Origin of the sequence: Streptomyces sp. NPDC047081, assembly GCF_040643775.1 — a bacterium.
Lineage (GTDB): Bacteria > Actinomycetota > Actinomycetes > Streptomycetales > Streptomycetaceae > Streptomyces.
In genome coordinates, this window is the sequence record NZ_JBEYUY010000038.1 from 42,299 (window position 1) to 61,472 (window position 19,174).

At 73.7% G+C, this 19,174-nt stretch carries 14 protein-coding genes and 1 pseudogene; 10 read left to right on the forward strand and 5 right to left on the reverse strand.

Features of this window, described 5'->3' with window-relative positions; translation table 11 throughout:
- The first annotated feature begins 68 nt into the window (after positions 1-68).
- The 5 genes from ABZ848_RS43505 to ABZ848_RS43525 all read left to right on the forward strand — a co-directional run bounded on the left by ABZ848_RS43505 (position 69) and on the right by ABZ848_RS43525 (position 4,555).
- Complete coding sequence (locus ABZ848_RS43505; RefSeq protein ID WP_360841087.1) at positions 69-935, forward strand: LysR family transcriptional regulator; 867 nt, start codon at positions 69-71, stop codon at positions 933-935.
- A gap of 117 nt (positions 936-1,052) precedes the next feature.
- Positions 1,053-1,622, forward strand: coding sequence for a PDZ domain-containing protein (locus ABZ848_RS43510; protein ID WP_360841089.1), 570 nt, complete (start codon positions 1,053-1,055; stop codon positions 1,620-1,622).
- Positions 1,623-1,684: 62 nt separating this feature from the next.
- Positions 1,685-2,302 (forward strand): LysE family translocator, encoded by a 618-nt coding sequence (locus ABZ848_RS43515; RefSeq protein WP_360841091.1) that lies wholly within the window; start codon positions 1,685-1,687, stop codon positions 2,300-2,302.
- A gap of 133 nt (positions 2,303-2,435) precedes the next feature.
- On the forward strand, positions 2,436-3,563 hold the full coding sequence (locus tag ABZ848_RS43520) for an aminopeptidase P family protein (protein WP_360841093.1): 1,128 nt from the start codon (positions 2,436-2,438) through the stop codon (positions 3,561-3,563).
- 47 nt (positions 3,564-3,610) lie between these two features.
- Complete coding sequence (locus ABZ848_RS43525) at positions 3,611-4,555, forward strand: aminoglycoside phosphotransferase family protein (protein ID WP_360841095.1); 945 nt, start codon at positions 3,611-3,613, stop codon at positions 4,553-4,555.
- 31 nt (positions 4,556-4,586) lie between these two features.
- Here ABZ848_RS43525 and treZ read toward each other — a convergent pair whose 3' ends face one another.
- Positions 4,587-6,332, reverse strand: coding sequence for a malto-oligosyltrehalose trehalohydrolase (gene treZ / locus ABZ848_RS43530; RefSeq protein WP_360841097.1), 1,746 nt, complete (start codon positions 6,330-6,332; stop codon positions 4,587-4,589).
- 172 nt (positions 6,333-6,504) lie between these two features.
- On the opposite strand from treZ, the gene ABZ848_RS43535 reads away from it, so the two are divergent.
- The 3 genes from ABZ848_RS43535 (at position 6,505) to ABZ848_RS43545 (ending at position 8,983) form a co-directional block, all read left to right on the forward strand.
- Entirely contained in the window at positions 6,505-7,056 is a 552-nt protein-coding gene (locus tag ABZ848_RS43535; RefSeq protein ID WP_360841099.1) for a DUF1707 and FHA domain-containing protein, read from the forward strand.
- Between the two features lie 149 nt (positions 7,057-7,205).
- The gene (locus ABZ848_RS43540) at positions 7,206-8,570 is read left to right on the forward strand and encodes a M14 family zinc carboxypeptidase (RefSeq protein WP_360841101.1); all 1,365 of its coding nucleotides are present in this window, start codon (positions 7,206-7,208) and stop codon (positions 8,568-8,570) included.
- Positions 8,567-8,983, forward strand: coding sequence for an SSI family serine proteinase inhibitor (locus ABZ848_RS43545; RefSeq protein ID WP_360841103.1), 417 nt, complete (start codon positions 8,567-8,569; stop codon positions 8,981-8,983). The genes ABZ848_RS43540 and ABZ848_RS43545 overlap by 4 nt, the downstream gene beginning before the upstream one ends.
- 23 nt (positions 8,984-9,006) lie before the next feature.
- On the opposite strand, the gene ABZ848_RS43550 is transcribed toward ABZ848_RS43545, so the two are convergent.
- Positions 9,007-10,257: a M14 family zinc carboxypeptidase gene (locus tag ABZ848_RS43550; RefSeq protein ID WP_360841105.1), complete on the reverse strand. Its 1,251-nt coding sequence runs from the start codon at positions 10,255-10,257 to the stop codon at positions 9,007-9,009.
- 175 nt (positions 10,258-10,432) lie between these two features.
- Complete coding sequence (locus tag ABZ848_RS43555; RefSeq protein WP_360841107.1) at positions 10,433-11,992, reverse strand: FAD-dependent oxidoreductase; 1,560 nt, start codon at positions 11,990-11,992, stop codon at positions 10,433-10,435.
- Between the two features lie 102 nt (positions 11,993-12,094).
- On the opposite strand from ABZ848_RS43555, the pseudogene ABZ848_RS43560 reads away from it, so the two are divergent.
- Positions 12,095-13,007: pseudogene (locus ABZ848_RS43560) on the forward strand (LysR family transcriptional regulator).
- Positions 13,008-13,022: 15 nt separating this feature from the next.
- On the opposite strand, the gene treY reads toward ABZ848_RS43560, so the two are convergent.
- Positions 13,023-15,377: a malto-oligosyltrehalose synthase gene (gene treY, locus ABZ848_RS43565; RefSeq protein ID WP_360841109.1), complete on the reverse strand. Its 2,355-nt coding sequence runs from the start codon at positions 15,375-15,377 to the stop codon at positions 13,023-13,025.
- Between the two features lie 81 nt (positions 15,378-15,458).
- Between treY and ABZ848_RS43570 the strand changes: the two genes are divergently transcribed.
- Positions 15,459-16,889: an MFS transporter gene (locus ABZ848_RS43570; protein WP_360841110.1), complete on the forward strand. Its 1,431-nt coding sequence runs from the start codon at positions 15,459-15,461 to the stop codon at positions 16,887-16,889.
- Here the strand turns inward: ABZ848_RS43570 and glgX are convergent.
- On the reverse strand, positions 16,886-19,015 hold the full coding sequence (gene glgX / locus ABZ848_RS43575) for a glycogen debranching protein GlgX (protein ID WP_360841112.1): 2,130 nt from the start codon (positions 19,013-19,015) through the stop codon (positions 16,886-16,888). The genes ABZ848_RS43570 and glgX overlap by 4 nt on opposite strands.
- Between the last annotated feature and the right edge of the window lie 159 nt (positions 19,016-19,174).

The window sequence follows — 19,174 nt, forward strand, 5'->3', positions numbered from 1 at the left end:
CTTCCGGATCGCGTCCAACGATGATTTCTGCACCCTCGATAAGCCCGCCTAATGGCACCCTGGTGGGCATGGACCCGCACCTCCTGCGCACCTACGTCACGGTCGCCCGCCTCGCCTCCTTCTCCGAGGCCGCCCGCGAGCTCGGCTACACCCAGTCGGCGGTGTCCCAGCACATCGCGACCCTGGAACAGGACCTGGGCGCACCCCTCCTCAGCCGCCGCCCGGTCGCCCCGACCGCGGCCGGTGAGCGACTGCTCGAACACGCGGGCCCGCTGCTGCTGCGCCTCGACGCGGCCCGCGCGGACGTCGTACGGATGGCCTCCGCCCCCGAACACGGCCTGACGCTCGCCGCCGCCCCCACCGCGCTCACCCCGGAGGCCGTCGCCGCGCTCCCGGCGGCCGGAGTCACCCTCCGCGTCCTGCCCCGCGACGGGATCCCGGCCGCCGTCGCCACCGGCACGGCGGACCTCGGCCTGGTCGACGGCCTGGCCGCCCCCAGCGACCCGCTGCGCCTGCCCGACGTGGCCCCGCTGACCACGCACGGCGTGGGGGAGGAGCCGGTGTGTGTGCTCCTGCCCGCGTCCCACCCGCTGGCACGGCGCCCGGGTCTGCGCCTCGGCGACCTCGCCGACGCCCGCTGGCTCGACGCCCCCGACGCGGGACTCCCGCTGCCCCAGCTGCGCGCCGCGAACGGCGGCCACGGCTTCCGCCCCGCCCTGCGGTACGAGGGCACCGACGTCCGCACCCTCACCGCACTGGCCGCCGCGGGCCGTGGGCTCGCCCTGCTGCCGCGGTCCGCGGCCACCGGAGTGCCGGGCACGGTCGCCGTCCCGCTCACGCACCCACGGGTCGTACACCGCACGGAACTGGTGTGCACCGGCTCACTCCGCGGAGCGCCCGCGGCGCTGGCGAAGGCGCTCGGCGCACACGCGTGACCTCGCGCCCCGCCGTGGGAAACGCAGGACTTCCGCTTTTGACCGCCGGTCAGTCTCACTCGTTCGTGGCTCGTCGTGCGCCGGCGCCCCGGGTAGCGATCCAGCCGGAGGCGATCCATGGAACAGACAGCGTTGCGTCCCAAGCCGATGCCCGGCCAGGACCCCGGCCGCGGCAAACCCGGCGCTCCGGCCCGGCGCCCGCATGCCGCGCGACGGCGGGCCCGACGGCTGCGGGCCGCGCTCTTCGGCCTGTTCGTCGGGACGGTCCTGGTGCTGTCCGGGGTCGGCATCGGCACGGTCGGCGCCACGGTCATCGGCATGAGCAAACTGGCCGACCTGCAACGCCAGGCCCGGGCCCACCCCACTCCTTCGGCGCCGCCCTCGACCGCGGCACCGTCCCCGTCCTCGTCCCCGGCACCCCCCACGGCGACCCTCGGCCTGGAGGCCGTCGACGCGGAGAAGGCCGGCGCCCTGATCGTCGGCGTGCACGTCCCGGGCCCGGGCTACACGGCCGGCCTGGTCCGCGGCGACGTACTCCTGGCCTTCGACCGGACCCGTATCGACTCGGCCGCGGACCTCGCCCGAGCCGTCGCCGACACCCGCCCCGGCACCGAGATTACCCTGACGGTCCGTCACCGCAGCGGCGGTTACCAGCAGTTGACGGTCGTGCCCGGAATCGTCACCTGAGCAACCACGTCCGTCCGTGAAAACCACTGGTCCGGCTCCGCCGTACCGGCCACGATGAGCCCATGCTGAGCACCCTTCTCGCCTTCCTCGGCGCCTGCACGCTGATCGCCGCCTCGCCCGGGCCCAGCACCGTGCTGATCATCAAGCAGTCGCTGCACAGCAGGCGCTCCGGATTCCTCACCGTGCTCGGCAACGAGACCGGCGTGTTCGTCTGGGGAGTCGTCGCCGCCCTCGGCCTGACCGCGCTGCTCGCGGCCTCCGAGGTGGCGTACGACGTGATGCGGATCGGCGGCGCGGTCGTCCTCGTCGGCTTCGGCGTCCAGGCGCTGCGCCAGGCCCGGCGCGGCAAGGAGGCCGCGGACGGCTGGGAGGCCGGCGGGAAGAGCGGCTGGGCCGCCTACCGCGGCGGGCTGCTGCTCAACCTCGCCAACCCCAAGGCGGCGGTCTTCGCGATGTCCTTCCTGCCGCAGTTCGTGCCCGAGGGCGCCCCGCACCTGCCGGCCATGGTCGGTCTCGCCGCGCTCTGGGCGGTCTACGAGGTCGGCTACTACGGCCTCTATGTCTGGTTCGTCGGCCGGATGCGGGCCGTGCTGTCCCGCGCCGGGGTACGCCGACGCCTGGAACAGGTCTCCGGAGGCGTACTGCTCCTGCTCGGGGTGCGCCTGGCCCTGGAGAGCTGAGACCTGGAGAGCTGACGCCGATGACCGCCGCAGCACCGCCAAGACGCGCAGACCGGTCGCGCGGCCCCCGCTGTCCGGGCAGGATGCTGCCCGTAGTCCCTTGTGGTCCTTTCACCCGCTCAGGGAGGCCCGGATGACCGGCAGCACGCTCGCGCCCTTCACCGCCGACGACTACCGGGCCCGTATGGACCGTGCGGCGCGGGCCGCCGCCGACGCGGGGCTCGCCGGGCTCCTCGTGGCACCCGGTCCGGACCTGGTGTGGCTGACCGGCTACGCGCCCACCGCGGCCACCGAACGGCTCACCCTGCTGGTCCTGGCCCAGGGACGCGCCCCCGTCCTCGTCGTCCCCACCCTGGAGGCCCCGGACGCGGCCAGGGCGGTCGGCGCGTCCGCGCTGAACCTGCGCGACTGGACCGACGGCAAGGACCCCTACGCCGCCACCGCCGCCCTCCTCGACGTCAGCGGCCGCTTCGGCATCAGCGACAACGCCTGGGCGATGCACCTCCTGGGCCTTCAGCGGGCGCTGCCCGGCACCTCGTACGCCTCGCTCACCGAGGCCCTGCCGATGCTGCGCGCCGTCAAGGACGCGGCGGAACTCGACCTCATGGCGGCCGCGGGAGCGGCCGCTGACGCAACGTTCGAGGAGATCCGGAAAGTTCCCTTCGCCGGCCGCGAGGAGTCCGCCGTCGGTGCCGACCTCGCCGAGCTGCTGCGGCAGTTCGGGCACTCCCAGGTCGACTTCACCATCGTCGCCTCCGGCCCGAACGGCGCCAACCCGCACCACGAGGTCGGCGACCGCGTCATCGAGCGCGGCGACATGGTCGTCCTCGACTTCGGCGGACTCAAGGACGGCTACGGCTCCGACACCTCCCGGACCGTCCACGTCGGCGAACCCACCGACGAGGAACGCCGGGTGCACGACCTGGTGCGAGAGGCCCAGGAGGCCGGCTTCCGGGCGGTGCGGCCCGGCGTCGCCTGCCAGGAGGTGGACCGGGCCGCACGCGCGGTCATCGAGGACGCCGGGTACGGCGAGTACTTCATCCACCGCACCGGGCACGGCATCGGCGTCACCACGCACGAACCGCCGTACATGATCGAGGGCGAACAGCAGCCCCTCGTGCCCGGTATGTGCTTCTCCGTGGAGCCCGGTGTCTATCTGCCCGGGCGGTTCGGCGTGCGCATCGAGGACATCGTCACCGTCACCGAGGACGGCGGGCGCAGGCTCAACAACACCGACCGCGAGATGGTCATAGTGGACTGAAGCTGCCATCAGGAGCCCCAACACCCCCGAGTGACGACGGCGCGACCATGACCCAGGCACCGACACCCACCGCGGACACCGTCCGCCGGCTGGTCAGCTCCCTGCTCAAGGACGGCGCGGGCGGCGCCGCCGGGCCCGAGGTGCGGCCCGTCGCCGAGGGCGGCGAGCACTCCACCTGGTGGGTGGGCGCCCGCCATGTGCTGCGTCTCGCCCCCGACCGCGAGGCCGCGTTGCGTCAGCGCCGCGAACTGCGTCTGCGCGACCTGGTGCGCCCGCACCTCCCGGTCGCCGTGCCGGCGAGCGTGGCACACGGCGAGTGGGCGCCCGGGCTGACGTACACGCTCGACACCAGGGTGCCGGGCGGCTCGGCGGAGGACCACGACGTGTCCGCGGTCGGCGAGGCCGACCTCGCCGGGCTGCTCACGGGGCTGCGCGAGGTGCCCGCCCGGCAGGCCGAGACGCTCGGCGTGCCGCGCACCGCCCCGCGCTCCCTGGAGGCGCTGCGCCGGGCCGCGGAACACGCCGCCGGGCGCCTGGCCGCGGCCGACGAGTTCGACGCGACCCGCCTCCAGCAGCTCACCCTGCCCGCCGCCGTCCAGCTCGCGGCGCAGCCCGGCACGGCCGTCCTGGTCCACCACGACCTCAAGGGCGAGCACCTCGTCGTCAGCGCCGACGGGCGGGTGCGCGGCGTCCTCGACTGGACCGACGCGGCCGTCGGCGACCCCGCCGAGGACATCGCGGGCCTCGCGATCGCCGTCGGCTCCCCGGCGGCCGTCCGAGCCGCCACCCTCGCCGGCTACGGCGCCCGCCCCTGCCTGCGCGGCCTGTGGCTGTCCCGCTGCGACACCCTGATCCGCCTGGCGGCCGGCCTGGAGGGCAGGAACACCGACCCGCTGCCTCTCCTGAGGCTGCAACTCCGCCGCGCCTGGGAGGCGATCCTGCTGGAGAGGGTGACGGAACTGCGGGAGGAGGAAGCGGACGAGGAACTGTAGGGGCGGCGCCCCCGCCCCGCCCCCGTCGCACTCACCCCTGCAACAGCACCACCGCCGACTCCCCAGGCACATGCAGCACCCCGTCCGCCCCCGGTGCCTCCACCGGCTCCCACGCGGCCAGTACGCGCGCGTGGCGCGGCCCCAGGGGGATCGCCGCCGAGGCCTTCGCGAGGTTCGCGGCGACTCGGACGTCGCCGCGGCGGAAGGCCAGCCAGCGTTCCTGCTCGTCGTAGGCCACCTTCGTGTCGGCGAGGTCGGGATCCGTGAGGTCGGCCTGTTCGTGGCGCAGGGCGATCAGGCGGCGGTACCAGGCGAGCACGCGCGCGTGGGGCTCGTTCTCCGGCTCGGTCCAGTCGAGGCAGGAGCGGTCGCGGGTCGCCGGGTCCTGCGGGTCGGGCACGTCCTCCTCGGCCCACCCGTGCGCCGCGAACTCCCGTCGCCTGCCCCGTCGTACGGCCTCGGCGAGCTCCGGATCGGTGTGGTCGGTGAAGAACTGCCAGGGCGTGCCCGCCGCCCATTCCTCGCCCATGAACAGCATCGGCGTGAAGGGCGCCGTTAGGGTCAGCGCGGCCGCGCAGGCGAGCAGGCCGGGGGAGAGGGTCGCCGAGAGCCGGTCGCCCTGGGCGCGGTTGCCGATCTGGTCGTGGGTCTGGCTGTAGCCGAGCAGCCGGTGCGCGGCCACGCGCGTGCTGTCCAGGCGGCGCCCGTGGTGGCGGCCGCGGAAGCTGGAGTACGTACCGTCGTGGAAGTATCCGCGGGTGAGCGTCTTGGCGACCGCGGCCATCGGAGCGCGCCCGAAGTCGGCGTAGTAGCCCTGCGACTCGCCGGTCAGCGCGGTGTGCAGCGCGTGGTGGAAGTCGTCGTTCCACTGCGCGTGCAGCCCGAGCCCGCCCTCCTCGCGGGGCGTGATCAGCCGCGGGTCGTTCAGGTCGGACTCGGCGACCAGGAACAGCGGCCGGCCCACCTCCGCCGCGAGGCCGTCCACGGCCGTCGACAGCTCCTCCAGGAAGTGGCACGCGCGCGTGTCCGCGAGCGCGTGCACCGCGTCCAGCCGCAGCCCGTCGACCCGGTAGTCCCGCAGCCAGGCGAGCGCGCTCCCGAGCAGATAGGCCCGCACCTCGTCCGACCCCGGCGCGTCCAGGTTCACCGCGGAACCCCACGGCGTGTGGTGCGTGTCCGTGAAGTACGGCCCGAACGCGGGCAGGTAGTTCCCCGACGGCCCCAGATGGTTGTGTACGACGTCCAGGACCACGCCGAGCCCGAGTTCGTGCGCCCGGTCGACGAACCGTTTCAGCCCCTCGGGTCCGCCGTACGGCTCGTGCACGGCCCACAGCGAGACGCCCTCGTATCCCCAGCCGTGCCGCCCGGGGAACGGGCACAGCGGCATCAACTCGACGTGGGTGACACCCAGTTCGACGAGATGCCCGAGCCGCTCGGCGGCCGCGTCCAGGGTGCCCTCACTCGTGTACGTGCCCACGTGCAGCTCGTACAGCACCGCGCCCGGCAGCGCCCGTCCGGCCCACTCGGCGCGCCACGCGTACCGGCCGTGGTCGACGACCGCGCTCAGCCCGTCCGGGCCGTCCGGCTGGCGGCGCGAGCGCGGATCGGGCAGCACCGGCCCGTCGTCCACCGCGAACCCGTACCGCGAGCCGTCCCGTGCCTCGGCCTCCGCCCGCCACCATCCCTCCCGCTCCGGATCGCGTTCCAACGCGCGCGTGGTGCCGTCGCACTGCAACGTCACCCGGCCGGCCTGCGGTGCCCACACCTCGAACTGCACGGACGGTCCCCTTCGTCTGCTCACCGTGATGTAGCCCGTCCATCGTCCTCGAAACGAGATCAATCCGCCTTTGAATCACCCCGTTTGCGGCCGGTGTCGTCAGGCACGCGTGCGTGGCGGGCGTTTTCTCGTTTTCTGGACACCCGGGGTTCACTGACCGACAATCACCAACGTGACGTCGTCCTTCGAGTTCAACACGTACCCCGCGCGGCTGTCCGACGTGGAGCGCGACAAGGCGCTGAAGGTGCTCCGTGACGGCGTCGCCATGGGAAGGCTCTCGCACGACACGTTCATCCGCCGGATGGAACTGGCCCTCGCCGCCCGCCGCTCCGACGAACTCGCCGCGCTCACCGCCGACCTGCCCCAGGAGAGCCGTTTCGCGCGCGCGGTCTTCGGCACCGTGGAGGCGGTCTCCGGCTTCACGGTACGGCTGCGCCGGGCCTGGCAGGCCGAGCGCCTCCCCAAGCTGCTGCTGCCGCATCCGGCGGGCGGCCACGCCTTGCGCATCGGGCGCGATCCGGCCAACGGCCTGCGCCTCACGCACGAGACCGTGTCCCGGGTGCACGCCGAACTGAGCCGCCAGGGCGGCATGTGGGTGCTGCGCGACCTGGGTTCGACCAACGGCACGACGGTGAACGGACGGCGGGTGATCGGCGCCGCCGTGGTGCGCGAGGGCGACCAGGTCGGCTTCGGGCGGATGTCCTTCCGGCTCGCCGCCGACTGAGTCACGACTAAGCTTTGGCCCGAGCATGACAGGGCGTTGACCTGGTGCGATGGCTCAAATCCCTTTCTCTTCCGCGGTGTTGACGTACCACGCAAGTCGTGACTGACTGTGCGTACGCCATGTACGTCAGGTGAACCGACGGCACCGCATTGTGGAGGTGTGCCCTGCCGCCCCTCCTGCGCTACCCGACCGTCGACGAACTCGGCGCACGGGCGGCAGCACTCGTCGCACGGCGTCCCGGGGACGCCCGTCTGCGCCGCGTGGGCACCTCCCGCGGCGGAACTCCCCTGTGGCTGCTTTCCGTCGGTCACGGCAGCCGCCAGGCCCTCGTCGTCGCCGGCCCGCACGCCAACGAACCCGCCGGCGGCGCCACCGTGCTGCGCCTGGCCGAACGCGCCCTGGCCGACCCGCGGTTCACCGAGGGCGCCGACGCCACCTGGAACCTGCTGCTCTCCCTCGACCCCGACGGGCTGCGCCGCAACGAGGGCTGGCTGCACGGCCCGTACACCCTCGGCCGGTACTTCCGGAACTTCTTCCGCCCCGGCTTCCTGGAACAGCCCGAGTGGCTGCCCGACGGTGCCGACCGTGCCGTGCTCCCCGAGACCCGCACCCTGCTGGAGCTCCAGGACGAGCTGCGGCCCTTCCTGCAGTGCTCGCTGCACGGCGTCGACGTCGGCGGCGGCTTCGTCGAGCTCACCCACGACCTGCCCGGCCTCGCCCAGCGCGTCGCCCACACCGCGGCCCGCCTCGGCATACCGCGCGAACTCGGCCCGTACGACACCCTGTACTGGCCCAGCCTCGGGCCCGCCGTCTACCGCATCCCGCCGCCCCGCCTCGGCGACCTGGCCGCGGCCATCACCGAGGCCGCCGTCGAGTCGACCTGGTACCACCCGCACCGGTACGGCACGGTGACCGCGGTGGTGGAGGCGCCCATGTGGGGCGTGGCCGCCGTGGCCGACGGCTCCCCGCCCGCCGACGCGGCCGGCGTGCTGCGCACCGTCAGCCACACCCTGCGCCGCGACGCGCGCCTCCTGGAGGTGCTGCTGGCGCGGATCCGGCCGCATGTCGCGGGTGTTCCGGACGCGGAGCGCCTGCTCGCCCCGGTGGACGACTATTTACTGGTCTGTCCCGGGCTCGCCGACGCATGGGACCCCGACGTCGCCGACGGGGCCCGCCCGCTGCCGCCGATGAGCACCGCCCACCTCGCCGCCCTGCGCATCGCCGGACGGCGCCTCGCCCTGCGCACGGCCGGACTGCTGCACCAGCTCGTCACGGCCGCGGACCGCGACCCGGCCGGCGTCCTGCCGGACCTGGACCGGCTCGTCGAGCTGTGGTGCGCCGACTACCGCGACGGCTGCGGGGCCCGCTGGATCCCGGTCGCGCGCCAGGTGGAGTACCAGTCGCGGGTGGTGCTGTCCGCCTTCGAACTCGCCGCACGGCACGCGCCCGCGTGCTCTCGTTCGGGTGAGTCGGGGTGGGGTTCGCAGGCCGCCGTGCCGATGCATCTGGAATGACGATCAGCACCACGGCGAAAGCGGTACGGGGCGGCCTGCTCGCCGCCGCCGTCCTCCTGGCCGGCGCCGCACCGGCGCACGCGACGGCCCGCGACCATCTCCCCGGCAACTGGCTCTACCTCACCGTCACCAAGGGCGACGCCCGCTCCAGCGACACCCGCGGCACCCTGCTGCTGTGCGACCCGCCCCAGGGCCACGCGCACGCGGCCGAAGCGTGTGCCGAGCTGGCGGCGGTGGACGGCGACATCGACGCGCTCCCGCCGAGGAGCGGCTTCTGCCCGATGATCTACGCCCCGGTGACCGTCCACGCGCGCGGGGAGTGGAGCGGCCGGAAGGTCGACTACGGCCAGACCTACTCCAACGCCTGCGTCCTGGCGGCACGTACCGGATCGGTGTTCGCGCTCGACGGCTGACGCGACGAGGGGACGGCGGCGGCTCAGGCCGCCCGGCCGCGCGCGTGCCGTGCCGCCAGGACGACGGTACGGGACTGATGTTCGACCTGGTGCTCCAGTGGCACCCAGCGCGCCCGGAAGCGCTCCGCGAAGGCGTTGCTCCAGGCCGCCACCAGCCGCTCCAGACGCGGCGCAGCGCGGTCGTCGGTCTCCTGCAGGACCCGCAGCAGCATCGCCGCCGCCCGCAGCGGCAGCCGCCGCCCGAACGCGTCCACGCTGCCGACGTACGCCATCGTGTTGTCGGCCGGCGGCGTGTGCATCCAGTCCGCCGCGAGCCCCGGGACCAGGTCCAGGGCCCACTTCGCGGCCCGCAGCAGCGGCCCCTCGACGCCCTCCAGGCTCGGCTGGGCGTCGCGCAGCACCCGCTCGACCTCGAGCCCGTCCCGCAGCAGCCTCCGCGCCAGCCGCCGGATCGCCGCGGCGGGCGCGGGGTGCGGCGCCGGGTCGTCCACCAGGTCGCTCGCCCACATCGGCACCTCCACCACCGCGGTCAGCCCGCCGTAGAGGTGGGTGCGGTACCAGGTGCTCTGCCGGGCGTCGTCCGGCATGCTCGGGTACGCGGCGCCCGCGCCGGGCGAGGGCATCACATGGACGCCGGGCCCGGACGCCGACCAGCCCGCCGCGTCCGAGGCGCCCGTCTCCACCGGGATGTGCAGCTCCGCCGCGGACTTGGCGAACGGCTCGGCCAGCCCCGGTATGTCCTTGGTCAACTGCACCCAGCTGCCGCCCAGATCGGTCCCGTGCAGGGTCACCTGCAGGTAGGGGCGCAGCTCGTCGATGACCCTGGTCAGCGCCAGGGTCTCGGGCGGCAGCCGGTCGGGCGGCAGCACTGACGGCGACCACTCCGGCTGCTCCTCGGCGGCCGGCCGGAAGAAGCCCAGGTGGTAGTCGAGCAGCGAGCGCGGCGCCGGGGTGACGTGCAGGCTCGCCCCGTCCGGGTCCGCGCACAGCAGGAAGTGCCACGACGTGTCGCTGCGCAACTCCCTTTCGTGCAGCACCCGTTCGGCCAGCGCGAGGAGGGTGGGACCGCCGGTGGGCTCGTTGGCGTGGGCGCCCGCGACGACGAGGACGGCGCGCCGGGCATGGCCCACGGACAGCAGGTGCAGCGGTCTGCCGGCGCGGGAGACGCCCACTTGCCGCAGCGTGCACAGGGCGGGCCGGTGGGCGGCCAACGACCTTGCCGATGCGACGAGTTGGCTCACGGTGGGGTAGCGCAGCTGCGGCAGGAGACTCACCCCCGTCACGTCCGCCCGGCTTCGCAATCCGCAGTACCCCACGGTCTCCGGTGACTGTCAAGGTCACCATGGGGGAGCCTCCAGGGGGCGCCCAGATGCATTTACCGCCAGCCGGAACGGCGATTGCGGCCAGCGGGGGTGCGGGGTCCGCTGGGCCGGGGGCGCGGGCCCCGGCTCACTGCTGGTGCAGTCCGCGCCCCGCGAGCGTCAGGAAGGCCTCGCCGACGGCCTCCGAGAGCGTGGGATGCGGGTGGACGTGCCGGGCCACGTCCGTGGCGTGGGCGTCCCAGCCGACGATCAGCTGGCTCTCGGCGATCATCTCGGACACGTGCGGGCCCACCAGATGCACACCGAGCACCTGCCCGCCCCCGGCCTCCGCGACGACCTTCACCATCCCGCCCTGCCCGTGCACCATCCCCTTCGCGACGGCAGTCAACGGCATGGTGTTGACGTCCACTTCGTGCCCACGCGCGCGTGCCTCAGCCTCGCTCAGCCCCACGGCCGCGGTCTGCGGCGACGAGTAGGTGACGCGGGGTACGGCCGCGTAGTCCACCGGCACGGACGGCACGCCCGCCAGCACCTCCGCGACCAGCAGGCCTTCCGCGAACGACGCGTGCGCGAGGCCCAGCGACGGCGGCGGCAGCAGGTCCCCCACGACATGGATGCCGGGCACCGCCGTCTCCAACCGCGCCCAGTCCGCCGGTACGACGAACCCGCGCGCATCCGTCGCCAGGCCCGCGGCGGCCAGGCCGAGGCCGTCGGTGACCGGGGCCCGCCCGACCGCCACCAGGAGCCGCTCCACCTCGACGGTACGGGTCTCGCCGCGAGCGGTGCGCACGCGCGCGCGTACGCCGTCGTCGAGCACCTCGGTGTCCAGCAGCCGGGCGCCCGCCTGCACGTCGACACCGCGCTTCTTGAGCCCGCGCGTCAGGTGCCGGCTCACATCGGCGTCCTCCAGCGGCACGATCCGCTCGGCCGCCTCCACGAGTGTGGCCTCCGCGCCCATGGACCGGTGGAACGACGCGTACTCCACGCCGATCGCACCCCCGCCGAGCACCAGCACGGACGCCGGGAGCGCGTCCGCGAAGAGTGCGTCGTCGCTCGTCACGACGCGCCGGCCGTCCGGTTCGAGCCCGGGGAGCGTGCGCGGGCGTGAGCCGGTGGCGAGGACGAGGCCGCGGCGCGCGGTGAGGTGGTGCGAGCGGGGCGTGTATTCATCGCGGGTGCCGGGCGTGACGTTGTGCGCGCCGGAGGCTTGCGCGCCTCTCGCGCTCGGCGCGTGATCGTGCGCTGGGCGCGTGTGCTGATTGCTCACACCCGGCGCGGAGTCCTCATGCGCGCCCTCGACTTGCACCGTGCGCCTGCCCGTCAGCCGAGCGCTCCCCCGCACCACCCGCACGCCGGCGTGCGCGAGATGCGCCTCCACGCCCCGGTGGTTGCGGGTCACGATGTCGTCGCGGGTGGCGACCAGGGCCGGCCAGTCGACGCCGTCCAGGTTGGCCTTCACGCCCCAGCGTTCGCGTGCCTCGGCGATGCCGTCGACGAGTTCGGCGGCGTGCAGCATCGCCTTGCTCGGGATGCAGCCGCGGTGCAGACAGGTCCCGCCGACCTTGTCGCGCTCGACCAGCACGACGTCGAGGCCGAGCGCGGCGGCGCGCAGGGCGGTGCTGTAGCCGCCGGTACCGCCCCCGATGACGATGACATCCGCGGTGCTCAAGTCCTTTGTGCCGTCCATGACTCCACCCTCCGGCCACCCTTGCCATGAGTCCAAGGCAATGTTCTTGTGGAACCGATGCAGGGTGTTTATGGGTCGGGGTGTTCACGAGCGGGGGCGGCGATGAGTCTGCGGCAGATGGAGTACTTCCTGGCGGTCGTCGACGAGGCGTCCTTCACGCGCGCGGCGGAGGCCCTGCACGTCACCCAGCCCGCTCTCTCGCACCAGATCAAGGCCCTCGAGCGCTCGGTGGGCGGCGCACTCCTGGAGCGCATGCCGCGCGGTGTACGCCTGACGCCGATGGGCCGCGCCTTCCGTCCGCACGCCGAACGCGCCGTCCGCAGCGCCGCCCAGGCCCGCCGCGCGGCCCGCGCCGCCGCCGGTGCCGAGGGCGGCGAACTGCACGTGGCCGCCGTGCACTCCGTCGCCGTCGGCGTGCTTCCCGACGTCTTCGCCCGCTGGCGCGCGGCCCACCCCCAAGTGCTGCTGCACCTGCACGAGTACGCGACGACCCAGACCCTGGAGGAGGAGGTCGAGCGCGGCACCGCCGACCTCGCCGTCGGCCCCCCCCCCCGCCGACCGGCCCGGCACCGTCGTCCCCGTCGGCGAGGAGGAGGCGGTCCTGGTGGTGCCCTTCGACGACCGCTTCGCGGGCCGTACGACGGTGACCCTGCCCGAACTCGCGGACCGCCCCTGGATCCGCTGCGCCATGGAACCCGTCGTCCACGGCGAACGCTTCCTCGACTGGGCCTGCGGACGCGCCGGCTTCCAGCCCCGCACCGCCGTGTGGACCGAGCACACCTCGACGGCCGTACGCATGGCCGCCGCCGGGGTCGGCGTGTGCGTCGCGCCCTCGCACATCGTGCGCGGAGCGGTCGGCGAGGACTGCGCGGTCCTCTCCCACGAGCCGTCCTGGACGCGTGAGATGACCGTCTTCGCGCGCGTACCGCCGACCGGCGCCGCGGAGGCCTTCGTGGAGCTGCTACGGGAGGTGTGGCCGAAGCCGGGCACGCCCGTGACAGCAGTCAGTGGCTGAAGCCCCCTGCCCCCCTCAGCCTGCGTCAACCCGCTCCAGCAGCGCCACCGGCAGCCGCTCGAAAAGCTCCTCCACGCGTGCGTGCCCCGTGAACTCCCGCTCCGGGGCGAGCACATCGGCCCACCGCCCCGGCGGCAGCGGCAGCCGTGTGTCCCGCCAGCCGCCCGCCTCAGCCAGCCGCAGCGACAGCCGCGTCACCGCCGTGACGACCTCGCCGGAGCGTGCGAACGCCAAACAGTGCGCCGCCGCCGGGCCCTCGGCGGCCAGGGGCGCGTACGTCGCCGCGTCACCGAAAACGTCGGGCCGCCGGGCGCGCAGCCGCAGCGCCGCCGCCGTGAGGGCGCCCTTGTCGCCGGGGTCCTCGGGCGGGAACGGCACCGGGCGCCGGTTGTCCGGGTCGACGAGGGCCAGGTACTCGGCCTCCGTGCCCTGGTAGACGTCCGGCACGCCCGGCATCGCCAGATGGACCAGGGCCGTACCGAGCACATTGGCCCGGACGTGCGGCTCCAGCGCCCTCCGCAGGGCGACGACGTGCTCACCCAGGGCCCCGCACGGCCCCGCCGCCACGAACGCGGCGACCGCCTCCTCGTAGGCGGGCTCCTGCTCGGTCCAGCTGGTGAACAGCCCCGCCTCGCGCACATGCTTCAGCAGGGCGCCCTGCACGCGTTCCGCGTCCGCCGCACCGAGCCCGAACACCGTCTGCCAGGCCGCCCACGCGAGCTGCGCGTCCGGCACACCGTCGCCGTCGCGGGTCACATCGGCCAGGACGTCCGCCCACCGCCCCGGGCATTCGGTGAGCACGGCCAGCGCCGCCCGTACGTCGGCGCTGCGCTTGGTGTCGTGCGTCGACACGACCGTCCCGGTCGCCGGCCAGTCGCGCTGCACGCGCGCGCAGTAGGCGTGGAAGTCCTCCGGGGAGACGGCCGGGCTTCCCGGGTTGCCACCCACCTCGGTCGCCGACAGCAGCGGCACATAGCGGTAGAACGCCGTGTCCTCCACGGACTTGGCGCGCAGCGCGGACGAGGTCTGCGCGAACCTCGTCCGGAACTCCCGGTGCTCGGGCCCGTCGCCGGCCCGCCCCAGCACGAGGTTCCGTACCACGTCGACCGCGCCGGCCTCCTCCGGGACGACGAACGCGAGGCGGGCCTCGGCCGCGGCCTCCTCGGTCACCACGGCAGAGGCGTCACCGGAGGCGTAGGGCCGGTAGACCTCCATGCGGACCAGCAGCTCCTGAAGCGCCGTGCGCAGCGCCCAGGGCGCGCGGTCGCGCAGCGCGGGGTCCGGCGCCGTCGTGCACAGCCTGCTCGCCACCCGGGTCAGCCGGTCCACCTCGGCCGCCAGCTCGTGCGTGAGCACCTTGTACGCCGCCCGCCGGACCGTCGCCGCCCAGTCGCCGCCCCGGTCCGTCTGCGGGGCCGCGAACCGCCGGTACCGGCCGAGGAGTTCCCCGAACCCCGCCGGATCCGTGAAGAGCCCGTCCACCTGCCGCAGGGCGTCGTAGCCGGTGGTGCCCGCGACCGGCCAGGACGCCGGCAGGGGCTCGCCGTCCGCAAGGATCTTCTCCACGACCGTCCAGCGGCCGCCGGTCGCCTCGTGCAGCCGCCGCAGATAGCCGTCGGGGTCGGCGAGCCCGTCGGGATGGTCGACGCGCAGGCCGTCGACCACGCCCTCGTGCAGCAGCCGCAGGATCTTCGCGTGGGTGGCCTCGAACACCTCCGGGTCCTCGACCCGCACCCCGATGAGCTCCGAAATGCTGAAGAAACGCCGGTAGTTGAGCTCGGTGCGGGCCAGCCGCCACCACACCGGGCGATACCACTGCGCGTCCAGGAGCTGCGGCAGCGGCAGCTCCTCGGTGCCCTCGCGCAGCGGGAAGGCGTGGTCGAAGTAACGCAGTACGCCACTGTCGACCCGGAGGTCCCCGACGACCGAGCCGAGGGGCCCGCCGAGCACCGGCAGCAGCACCTGGCCGCCCTGCGCCTCCCAGTCGATGTCGAACCAGCGCGCGTACGGCGACTTCGGGCCCTCCCGCAGCACCTCCCACAGGGCGCGGTTGTGACGCGGGGACATGGCCATGTGGTTCGGCACGATGTCGAGCACGAGGCCCAGACCGTGCTCGCGCGCGGTGACCGCCAGCGCGCGCAGCCCCTCCTCGCCGCCCAGCTCCTCGCGCACGCGCGCGTGGTCCACGACGTCGTAGCCGTGCGCCGAACCGGGCACGGACTCCAGGACGGGGGACAGGTGCAGGTGCGAGACGCCGAGCGAGGCCAGGTACGGCACGGCGGCCGCGGCGCCGGCGAAGGGGAACTCGGGCTGCAGCTGCAACCGGTACGTGGCCGTGGGCACCACGGGCTCGGATCGCTCAGGTGTCATGCAAACCTACGTACCCCTCCTGCCGTCCTTCGTGTCATCGTCCCCTGCACGTGTGCACGCGCGCGTGGCTAGCGTCGAGCGATGGGGAGTACGGGGCGAACGTACGGACAGGTCGTCGGGCTGACGGGAGCGCTGCTGCCGGTCGTGTCCTTCCTGGGGCGGCTGCCCACGGCCACGATCCAGTTCGGCAGCGTGCTGCTGGTCGCCCGCACCAGCGGCTCGCTGGGCGCCGCGGGGCTGACCGGCGGCGCGCTCGCCGTCGGCCAGGTGGCGTGCGGCCCGCTGGTGGGCCGCCTCGCCGACCGGCACGGCCAGCGGACGGTCGTCCTCGCTTTCTCCCTCGCCAACGCCGTCGCGATCGCCGGTCTGGTGGCTGGGGCGCTCGCGGGGCTGCCGACGCCGCTGCTGGCCCTGCTGGGTGCGGCCGCCGGCGCGACCGTCCCGCTGATCGGGCCCCTGGGCCGCGCCCGCCTGGTCGCCCTGGCCCGCCGCGCGGACGCCCCCGACACCACGATCGGCGCCGCGCTCTCCTTCGAGAGCACGCTGGACGAGATCTCGTTCGTCCTGGGGCCGGCACTGGTCGGCGTGGCGGCGGTCGTGGCGCATCCGGCGTACGCCATGGGGGCGGCAGCGGTCCTGGTGGCGGTCTGCGGCACGGCGTTCGCGCTCCATCCAACGGCGACGGCGACGGCGACACGAAACGGTCCCGTCGCGACGCCGGGGAAGGGACGCTCCGGTTCCGTCGCGACGCGTGCGCGACGACGCTCCGGTACCGTCCCGACGCCCGCGCCACGACGCTCCGGTACCGTCCCGACGCCCACGCTGCGACGCTCCAGCCCCGTCCCGACCCCCACGCCACGACGCCCCCGTGCCGTCCCGACGCCGCCCACCCGCCCCCGAATCCCCCGCACCGTCCACGCCCTCCGAGCCGCCCTAGCCCTCCAGGGAGCCATGTTCGGAGCCTGCCAAGCCGGTATCACCGCTCTCACCGAACACCTCGGCCAGTCGGAGCAAGCCGGGCTCGTGTACGCCGCCATGGGCGTGATGAGCGCCGTCGCGGGGTTCTGCATGGCCGCCGTGCCCGGTCGTATCGCGCTCGTCACCCGCTGGCGGGCGGCCACCGCGGCCGCGTTCCTGCTGTCCCTGCCGCTGCTGTGGACGGACAGCCTGGCTGGCCTGTACGCGGTCGTCACCGTCCTCGGTGTCGCCTACGCCCCGCACCTCATCACGGTGTTCGGGCTCACCGAGCGGGCCGTGCCGCCCGCCCGGCTCGCGGAGGCGATGGCGTTCGCGACCAGTGCGATCGTCGGCGGCCAGGCGCTCGCGGTCGCCCTCACCGGCCGCCTGGCCGAGTCCCACGGCCCCGTGGCGGCCTTCGCCACGGCGAGCACGGCGGCCGCGCTGGCCTGCGCGATCGCACTCGCGGCGCGCCCGGCGTCGTACACCGGACGGGCCACCGAAAGCGTCCACCACGCGCGCGTGCCCGACGAGCGGCCGGGCACGCCCGCCTAGACGGGTCGTTGCAGCACCGTCAGGCTGCGGTCCACCAGTGTCAGCCGGTCGCCCGCCGCGACCTTCGGGCCCGTGTCCGGCGGGACCCCCTCCGCGCGGGAGGTGTCGACGACCACCTGCCACTGCCGGCCGTGGTTGACCGGGACGACGAAGTCCAGGGTCTTCGGGGAGGCGTTGAACATCAACAGGAACGAGTCGTCGGTGATCCGCTCACCCCGGGAGCCCGGCTCGGAGATCGCGTTGCCGTTCAGGAAGACAGTCAGCGCGGAGGCCGGCGACGAGTCCCAGTCACGCTGGGTCATCTCGCGGCCCTCCGGGGTGAACCAGGCGATGTCCGACAGCTCGTCGTGGGTGCCCTCCACGGGCCGCCCGTGGAAGAAGCGCCGGCGGCGGAAGACCGGGTGGTCCTTGCGCAGCCACACCATCGCGCGCGTGAAGGCCGTCAGCCCGCCCTCGTCCTCGTCGTCCTCCTCGTCGCCGGCCGGCCACGGCACCCAGGCGAGCTCGTTGTCCTGGCAGTACGCGTTGTTGTTGCCGCGCTGGCTGCGTGCGAACTCGTCGCCGTGGCTGATCATCGGCACGCCCTGGGAGAGCATCAGCGTGGCGACGAAGTTGCGCATCTGGCGCGCCCGCAGCTCCAGCACGGCCGGGTCGTCGCTCTCGCCCTCCGCCCCGCAGTTCCAGGACCGGTTGTGGCTCTCGCCGTCCCGGTTGTCCTCGCCGTTGGCCTGGTTGTGCTTGTCGTTGTACGCGACCAGGTCGTGCAGGGTGAAGCCGTCGTGGCAGGTCACGAAGTTGATCGAGGCGAGCGGGCGGCGGCCGTCGTCCTGGTAGAGGTCCGAGGAGCCGGTCAGCCGGGACGCGAACTCGGCGAGCGCGCGCTGCTCGCCGCGCCACATGTCCCGCACGGTGTCGCGGTACTTGCCGTTCCACTCGGTCCACAGCGGCGGGAAGTTGCCCACCTGGTAGCCGCCCTCGCCGACGTCCCAGGGCTCGGCGATCAGCTTCACCTGGGAGACCACCGGGTCCTGCTGCACCAGGTCGAAGAACGACGACAGCCGGTCCACCTCGTGGAACTGGCGGGCCAGGGTCGCCGCGAGGTCGAAGCGGAAGCCGTCGACGTGCATCTCGGTGACCCAGTAGCGCAGGGAGTCCATGATCAGCTGCAGGACGTGCGGGGAGCGCATCAGCAGGGAGTTGCCGGTGCCCGTGGTGTCCATGTAGTAGCGCGGGTCGTCGGTGAGGCGGTAGTACTGCGCGTTGTCGATGCCCTTGAAGGACAGCGTCGGGCCCAGGTGGTTGCCCTCGGCCGTGTGGTTGTAGACGACGTCCAGGATGACCTCGATGCCGGCCTCGTGCAGCGCCCGCACCGCCGACTTGAACTCCAGCACCTGCTGGCCGCGGTCGCCCCAGGAGGCGTACGCGTTGTGCGGGGCGAAGAAGCCGATCGTGTTGTAGCCCCAGTAGTTGTTGAGGCCCATGTCGACCAGCCGGTGGTCGTTGACGAACTGGTGGACCGGCATCAGCTCCAGCGCCGTCACGCCCAGCTCGACCAGGTGCTCGATGATCGTGGGATGCGCGAGCGCCGCGTAGGTGCCGCGCAGCTCCTCCGGCAGGCCCGGGTGCTGCATCGTGAGGCCCTTCACATGGGCCTCGTAGATCACCGTCTCGTGGTAGCCGCGCCGCGGCCGCCGGTCGTCGCCCCAGTCGAAGTACGGGTTGACCACGACCGACGTCATGGTGTGCGGCGCCGAGTCCAGGTCGTTGCGCTTGTCGGGCGCGGCGAAGTGGTAGCCGTACACCTCCTCACCCCAGCGGATCGACCCGCTGATCGCACGCGCGTACGGGTCGAGCAGCAGCTTCGCCGAGTTGCAGCGCTGGCCGCGGCCCGGCTCGTACGGGCCGTGCACGCGGAAGCCGTAGCGCTGTCCCGGCATGATGCCGGGCACGTACGCGTGCCGTACGAACGCGTCGCTCTCGCGCAGTTCCACCGCCGTCTCCGAGCCGTCGTCGTGCAGCAGACACAGCTCTACTCGGTCCGCGGCCTCCGTGAAGACCGCGAAATTGGTGCCGGCGCCGTCGTACGTGGCACCGAGCGGATACGCCTCGCCAGGCCAGACCTGCATGGACACGACTCTTTCAGCTGGAGCACGCCCCCGGGGGCGCCTTCGCCCCGAGTCTCCCCGAAAGTGATGGAACCACCTATGACTTACGTCCCTCTTACCGACCGACCAGTGCATACGCGGTATGCCGAAACCAGTGGGGCAAACACGTACTCCCGTGAA

What these genes read in the sequence shown, in the direction of transcription:
- ABZ848_RS43505 (WP_360841087.1), top strand. Translation starts at nt 69, where the DNA reads ATGGACCCGCACCTCCTGCGCACCTACGTCACGGTCGCCCGCCTCGCC.
- ABZ848_RS43510 (WP_360841089.1), top strand. Translation starts at nt 1,053, where the DNA reads ATGGAACAGACAGCGTTGCGTCCCAAGCCGATGCCCGGCCAGGACCCC.
- ABZ848_RS43515 (WP_360841091.1), top strand. Translation starts at nt 1,685, where the DNA reads ATGCTGAGCACCCTTCTCGCCTTCCTCGGCGCCTGCACGCTGATCGCC.
- ABZ848_RS43520 (WP_360841093.1), top strand. Translation starts at nt 2,436, where the DNA reads ATGACCGGCAGCACGCTCGCGCCCTTCACCGCCGACGACTACCGGGCC.
- ABZ848_RS43525 (WP_360841095.1), top strand. Translation starts at nt 3,611, where the DNA reads ATGACCCAGGCACCGACACCCACCGCGGACACCGTCCGCCGGCTGGTC.
- ABZ848_RS43545 (WP_360841103.1), top strand. Translation starts at nt 8,567, where the DNA reads ATGACGATCAGCACCACGGCGAAAGCGGTACGGGGCGGCCTGCTCGCC.
- ABZ848_RS43555 (WP_360841107.1), bottom strand. Translation starts at nt 11,992, where the DNA reads ATGGACGGCACAAAGGACTTGAGCACCGCGGATGTCATCGTCATCGGG.
- treY (WP_360841109.1), bottom strand. Translation starts at nt 15,377, where the DNA reads ATGACACCTGAGCGATCCGAGCCCGTGGTGCCCACGGCCACGTACCGG.
- ABZ848_RS43570 (WP_360841110.1), top strand. Translation starts at nt 15,459, where the DNA reads ATGGGGAGTACGGGGCGAACGTACGGACAGGTCGTCGGGCTGACGGGA.
- glgX (WP_360841112.1), bottom strand. Translation starts at nt 19,015, where the DNA reads ATGCAGGTCTGGCCTGGCGAGGCGTATCCGCTCGGTGCCACGTACGAC.